The following is a 6,189-nucleotide window of genomic DNA, read 5'->3' on the forward strand; positions in this document are numbered from 1 at the left end:
CCGCCCTCCCCTTGCGGTTCGGACGGCGTGACCGCCATTCCTCTGGGCCGAGCATCACTGCCCGGCTCGGTGCCACCTACCCGCCAGCTCTGCGAGCCGCATCAACGCTGGCCTACTTGGTGTTGCTGCGCGTAGAGATTGCCCGTTTCACCTCTGTCGGGCAGAGCCCGACAGAGGTGCTATTCGGTTGGCGCTTTCGCGCCATGGTGCGGGGCTTTCGCCCCACCCCACACCAGCTTTCGCTGGCGCCTCATAGACCACCCATCGGGGTGTCCCAACAGAACTCGTCTCTGTTGCTCTGATCCTCGGCTTTCGCCGGGCAGCCGTTAGCTGCTACGCCGCTCTATGCAGTCCGGACCTTCCTCCAGGGCCATGTTTCCATGCTTGCCCCAGCGGCGGTCTGGCTTGCTTCACGGGAGCGAGTATCGCAGGCGCGGGCATGTGGTTTGCCTGAGGCCACGTCCACTACCGAGATTCCGTCATGACTTCACCCGTGAGAACCGGCCAGGCGCAGATCATGGGCCGCCAGGAGTTCGGCGAGCGCTTCCGGCAACGCTTCGTCGACCCGGCCTACGGTGCCGAGCGCGACGCATTGGGTCGGCTGGAGCAGATTGCCTGGGAGGCCTTCGAGGAAGGCCGCAAGGCCCCGATCACCGTCAAGGCCGGTGCGGGCTTTGCCGATCCCGACTACGACCTATCGCGCGAATGGCGCGACCTGCACCTGCGGCTGAAGGAGGCTCAGGACGCCTGGGCCAGCTCATCATCGCGCGTCCTCGTCATCAACGCCTCGCCGCGCAACGACGGCAGCTGCCCCGGTGAGATGTCCAAGACCTGGCGCATGACACAGATCGCCCGCGCCGCCTGCGAGGCCGAAGGCATGGCCGTGGAAGTGCTGGACCTGAGCCGGTTGACGTCGGATTACGACCGCCACATCCACCCCTGCAAGGGCTGCGTGTCCACCGCGATGCCACTGTGCCACTGGCCCTGCAGCTGCTACCCCAACCACGCCACCGGGCAGACCAATGACTGGATGGCCGAGATCTACGAGCATTGGGTGCGCGCCCACGGCGTGCTGCTGTTGACGCCGGTGCACTGGTACCAGGCCACCAGCCCGCTGAAACTGATGATGGACCGCCTCGTTTGCGCCGACGGCGGCAACCCCGACCCGACCTCCACCCAGGGCAAGAAGCCCGAACTGGCGCGCGAGATGGAGCTCAAGGGCTGGGGCTACCCCAAGCACCTCGCTGGTCGCGTCTACGGCCTCGTCGTGCACGGCGACGTCGCCGGCATCGACGGCACGCGTCGTGCGCTGTCGGACTGGCTGGACTGGATGGGCCTGGTCGACGCCGGATTCGGCGCGCGCTTGGACCGCTACATCGGCTACTACGAGCCCTATGCAACCAGCCATGACGCTCTGGACAAGGACACCGACGTGCAGGAAGAGGTCAAGCGAGCCGCGCGCGCGGTGGCGCTCAGCGTTGGCCTGATGCGCGACGGGCACATAAAGCATGGCGACGAAGGCCTGCCCAAGCCACGCACCAAGTGAGCTGGCACACTGCTCCGATTCGCAGAAACGGAGCCCTCGATGAAAGCCGCCAGCATCCTCGACACCATCGGCAACACGCCGCACATCCGCCTGCAGCGCCTGTTCAGCGGCGCCGAGGTGTGGGTCAAGTCCGAGCGCAGCAACCCGGGCGGCTCCATCAAGGACCGCATCGCGCTGTCGATGATCGAGGACGCCGAAGCGCAGGGCCTGCTCAAGCCCGGCGGCACCATCATCGAGCCGACCTCGGGCAACACCGGCGTCGGGCTGGCCATGGTGGCAGCGGTGAAGGGCTACAAGCTCATCCTCGTCATGCCGGACAGCATGAGCATCGAGCGCCGCYGCCTGATGCTGGCGTATGGCGCGAGCTTTGACCTGACGCCGCGCGAGAAGGGCATGAAGGGCGCCATCGCCCGCGCCCGCGAGCTGCTGGAGCAGCACCCCGGCTCCTGGATGCCGCAGCAGTTCGAGAACGCCGCCAACCCGGCCATCCACGTCAAGGCAACGGCACAGGAAATCCTGCGCGACTTCCCTGAAGGCCTGGACGCGCTGATCACCGGCGTCGGCACCGGCGGCCACATCACCGGCTGCGCTCAGGTGCTCAAGGCCGCCTGGCCCCAACTCAAGGTCTACGCGGTGGAACCCAGCGCTTCACCGGTCATCAGCGGCGGCCAGCCCAGCCCGCACCCCATCCAGGGCATCGGCGCGGGCTTCATCCCGGCGGTGCTGGACACGGCGCTGCTGGACGGCGTCATCCAGGTCGAGGCCGAGGCCGCACGCGAATACGCCCGCCGCTGCGCCCGCGAGGAAGGCCTGCTCGTGGGTATCTCCAGCGGCGCGACGCTCGCGGCCATTGCGCAGAAGCTGCCCGAGCTGCCCGCGAATGCACGTGTGCTCGGCTTCAACTACGACACCGGCGAGCGCTACCTCTCGGTCGACGGCTTCCTGCCACAGACCTGAGCGCAGCGCCTCACTCGCCGGCGCCGACGTCGTCGTCGACGGCGCCCTCGTTGTCCTTGCGCGCCTGCCTGGCCAGTTCGGCCTTCAGCGGCTTCAGCGAATCGATCAGCGTCTCAGGCGGCTGCGGCGACACGAGGCGCAGCGCCGGCGGCGGCAGGCTGGCCAGATAGGGCGGGCCGAAGACGTATTGCTGTTCCTGGCGGCTGCCCACCTGCAGGCCCAGGAAGAGCAGCAGCAGGGCCGCAATGCCGCCGTTCAGGATGCGCCGCGCGCCCGGCCAGACCAGGCCGGCATGCCAGGCAACCAACGCCGCAGCGGCCACCGGCGTGGCCAGCGACTCCACCACCATCAGGCGCGGCCACGAGAAGGCATAGGCCACTGCCGGCAGCAGCCACTCCAGCACCTGCAGCGTGACGATGACGACCAGGGCACGGCGCAGATGCGTCGTGAACGGGAAGCGATGATGAAAGAGCTGGCTGGCCAGCGACCACAGCCCGGCCCAGCCGAGTACGAAGGCCAGCGGCCCGAGCAACGGCGAGGCGTAATCGATCCAGCGCGCGTCCGGGTCGACGGCGCTCCAGCGGTCCAGCCACTGGAAGAACACCAGAGAAAGCAGCAGCAGCGGCAGCAGAGCCCAGTGGCGCACCGGATGGATCACCATCAAATGCTCGGGCGCCAGCGCGTCGGCGCTGGTGCGCAGGCGCAGCGAGCAGCTCGCGAGTTGGAAGGCGCCGCCTTCGGGCAGCGTGGCCTCCTCGCCCGCGGCCAGGCGCTTGCCGGCGACGCTGCCGCCATTGCGGCTGTCCAGCAGCCTGAGATTGACACCCCCGCCGGGGGCGAGTTGCAGCTCGGCATGTTCCGCGGCGAGGTGGCCGTCGTCCAGCACGATGTCGCAGGCCGGCGAGCGGCCGATGCGCACCGGCCAGTGCGTCACGCGCTGCACCAGGGTCGCGCGGCCGTCGCGGCCCAGCAGTTCGACGACTGCGGCGTCAGGGATGGCAGGCATCACTTGGCTTTGCTGTTCGTCCACGCGAAGCCCTCCAGGTAATGCGCCGCCAGCTTGAGCGCGTTGTCGAAGCTGATGCCGCGGGCGTCGAAGCGGCCCAGGGCGCCTTCGGTGGGTGAGTCCACCGTCGTCACGAGCACGCTGAGGTCGTGCAGGCCGTCCAGCTTGCGGTAGGCGCGCAGGCAAACGACGGCTCGCAGCGGTAGTCCATCACGATCGACGAACTGCTCCTTGCAGTACGGCGCGGTGCGCGACTTGTCGGCGCTCCCCAGGCGCTCGTTGCGAAAGCTCCCCGTGTACTGGCGCGCAAAGCGCAGCGCCCCGAGCTTGCTGCCGTCATAGGCCTCATGGGACATGTCCAGCCAGCCCGTCTGCAGATTGCCGCTGACGAAGAGGGCGTGGTCCATGCGGCACTGCGAGCGTTCGAAGTCCAGGCCCTTGGTATCGGCCGAGGTGCCCCGCCCCCAGCAGCGCATGAAGTCCTGCTTGGGCACGGGCAGGCGGTAGCGGTCGTGATTGGCGCTCTCCCACGGTGCGGCCAGGAAGCGCGTGACGAGCTCGTCCTGGTAGCGCGTCAACTGGTCGCGCAGCCGGCCCCAGGCCGCCGTGCGGATGGGTTTGGCGGCGAGGCTGCGCTTGACCAGGCTCTCGGCGAACTCGCCGGGCACGAGGAAGCTGACCTGTTGGGCGAACAGCAGCGTCGACACGTTGACGCCGACGACCAGGCCGTCCTCGTCCAGCACCGGGCCGCCGCTCATGCCGGGGTTGATGCCGCCGGCGTAATAGATCAGCGGGTCGAAGCTGCGCTCCACCAGGCCGTTGTAATTGCCCTCGACGACGGCGAAGGCCACGTCGTGCGGGTTGCCCATGGAGTAGATGCGCTCGCCCTTGGCCAGCGGCTGGTTCTGCGGGCGGAAGGTCAGCGCGCCGCGGCCCTTGAGCCCACCGCCCTTGCCGTCGTCGACGGCGCGCAGCAGCGCCAAGTCACGACGGGCGTCGAAGTCCAGCAGCTCCAGCGCCCCGCCCTGGCCGTCGGTCGTCGCGTAACGCAGCCGGTAGCTGTCGGGCTCCAGCGCGAACTGGCTGATGACGTGGTAGTTCGTGACGACATGGCCGTCATCGCTGACGAGGAAGCCCGAGCCGACCGAGGCCTGGCTGTCCTGGGTCTTGAGCAGCGTGCGGATCTGCAGCAGCTGGCCCTTGCTGCGCTCATACAGGCGCCGGGCGCTGGCGGACACGGTGGGGGGCTGCGCCTGTGGCTGCTGCGGGTTGGGCGCGGTGGCGGGCGCGGGCGGCGGCGATTGCGCAGCAGCGGCAAGGGCCAGGCCGGCGAACGCCGCACCCAGCAGGGACTTCAGACAGGACTTCAGCAAGCAGGACCTCCGGTGGAGGCCGCCGATGCTAGCCGCTTTGCGCACGACAGCCGCTCGTCACCGCGCAAGGCCCGTGAAGCATTCCGAATCATCCGTGGCCGAAGCGGACCTGGTTGGGCTGTTTGGCCGGCTGCAGCTGGAAGGCTTGGGGATGCTTGCGGAAGAGCTTGGTCGACGCTGCCGTCTTGGGCAGCAGGCCGGCCTCTTTCAGCGCCTTGGCCGCCACGCCGAGGTCATGCCATTGGCCATCGRCCAGCCTGGGCAGCAGGGCCAGGATGGCATTGATCTCCCGAGCGGCGGCAACGTTGGCGTCAACCGGGGCGGGTGYCGCGGCCGGCTTGGGTGCAGGCGCCGGCGCAGCCTTCGGCGCAGGTGCAGGTGCCGGCGTTGGCTTCGCCGCCGGCGCAGGGGCCGGGGCCGCGGCCTTGGCCGGCGCGGCTCTCTTCGCGGCTGGCCGGGGAGACGCGATCTTCCTCGCCGGCTGGCGCTTGGCCGAAGGCTTGCCGCTGTCATGGGCCAGCTCGTTGAACTGGTCGTAGATGGCGATCACACCGTCGCCCGTCTTGCCATGTTGGCCAAAGCCGCGCAGCCAGGCGCCCTTCTCGCGCAGGCGCAGCACCAGCGGTGCAAAGTCGCTGTCCGACGACACCAGCACGATGACGTCGGGCTTCTCGGTGATGGCCAGTTCCATCGCGTCGACGGCCATGGCGATGTCGGTCGAGTTCTTGCCAATGGCGAGATTGACGATGGCGCGCAGGCCCAGGCGCTTCAGGAAGGACTGGTGGGTCTGCGCCTGCTCGGCGTTGCAGTAGGCGCGGCGGATGTGGACGGCTTCATAGTCCTTGAAGGCCATCTGCAGGGCCTGCTCGATGACGTCGGTGGCGACGTTGTCGAAGTCGACGAGAAAAGCAACTTTCTTCATGCGATGAGTTTCCAGTTCAGGGTTTCGCCGCCGCGCAGGGGCTTCAACTGCGCTTCACCGAAGGGCACGGCGCTGGGCAGGGTCCAGGGCTCGCGCTTCAGGGTGACGGTGCCGGTGTTGCGCGGCAGTCCATAGAAGTCGGGGCCATGGTGGCCGGCAAATCCATCGAGCTTGTCGAGCGCACCAATGCCTTCGAAGGCCTCGGCATACAGCTCCAGCGCCGAGATGGCCGTGAAGCAGCCGGCGCCGCAAACCGAGTTTTCCTTCAGCTGCGCCGCGTGAGGGGCGCTGTCGGTGCCGAGGAAGAACTTCGGCAGGCCCGAGGCTACAGCCTTCAGCAGGGCCTGGCGGTGCTCCTCGCGCTTCAGCACGGGCAGGCAGTAGT

At 68.4% G+C, this 6,189-nt stretch carries 5 protein-coding genes, 1 other RNA gene and 1 pseudogene; 2 read left to right on the forward strand and 5 right to left on the reverse strand.

Going from position 1 to position 6,189, the window contains the following annotated elements:
* Positions 1-28 precede the first annotated feature (28 nt).
* Positions 29-401, reverse strand: an RNA gene (gene rnpB, locus ACXJKR_RS21585) — RNase P RNA component class A.
* A gap of 80 nt (positions 402-481) precedes the next feature.
* Here rnpB and ACXJKR_RS21590 point away from each other — a divergent pair.
* Both ACXJKR_RS21590 and cysK read left to right on the forward strand, forming a co-directional pair.
* Positions 482-1,546, forward strand: a complete 1,065-nt coding sequence (locus ACXJKR_RS21590) for a flavodoxin family protein (protein WP_457324568.1) — start codon at positions 482-484, stop codon at positions 1,544-1,546.
* Between the two features lie 39 nt (positions 1,547-1,585).
* Positions 1,586-2,503: a cysteine synthase A gene (cysK, locus tag ACXJKR_RS21595; RefSeq protein ID WP_457324569.1), complete on the forward strand. Its 918-nt coding sequence runs from the start codon at positions 1,586-1,588 to the stop codon at positions 2,501-2,503.
* Positions 2,504-2,513: 10 nt separating this feature from the next.
* Here cysK and ACXJKR_RS21600 read toward each other — a convergent pair whose 3' ends face one another.
* The 4 genes and pseudogenes from ACXJKR_RS21600 to ACXJKR_RS21615 all read right to left on the reverse strand — a co-directional run.
* Positions 2,514-3,509 carry an FHA domain-containing protein gene (locus ACXJKR_RS21600; RefSeq protein ID WP_457324570.1) on the reverse strand — a complete coding sequence of 332 codons (996 nt, stop codon included), beginning with the start codon at positions 3,507-3,509 and terminating at the stop codon, positions 2,514-2,516.
* A complete protein-coding gene (locus tag ACXJKR_RS21605) occupies positions 3,509-4,882 on the reverse strand; it encodes a S1 family peptidase (protein WP_457324571.1) in 1,374 nt (457 codons plus the stop codon). Before ACXJKR_RS21605 ends, ACXJKR_RS21600 begins: the two co-directional genes overlap by 1 nt.
* An 88-nt stretch (positions 4,883-4,970) precedes the next feature.
* Positions 4,971-5,804 carry an NYN domain-containing protein gene (locus ACXJKR_RS21610; protein ID WP_457324572.1) on the reverse strand — a complete coding sequence of 278 codons (834 nt, stop codon included), beginning with the start codon at positions 5,802-5,804 and terminating at the stop codon, positions 4,971-4,973.
* Positions 5,801-6,189, reverse strand: a pseudogene (locus ACXJKR_RS21615) (dihydroorotase); the annotation flags it as partial. The gene ACXJKR_RS21610 and the pseudogene ACXJKR_RS21615, both read right to left, overlap by 4 nt.

This window comes from Roseateles sp. P5_E11 (assembly GCF_054049355.1).

Excerpts from the sequence above, each read along its gene's own strand:
- ACXJKR_RS21600 (WP_457324570.1), bottom strand. The coding sequence starts at position 3,509 with ATGCCTGCCATCCCTGACGCCGCAGTCGTCGAACTGCTGGGCCGCGAC.
- ACXJKR_RS21590 (WP_457324568.1), top strand. The coding sequence starts at position 482 with ATGACTTCACCCGTGAGAACCGGCCAGGCGCAGATCATGGGCCGCCAG.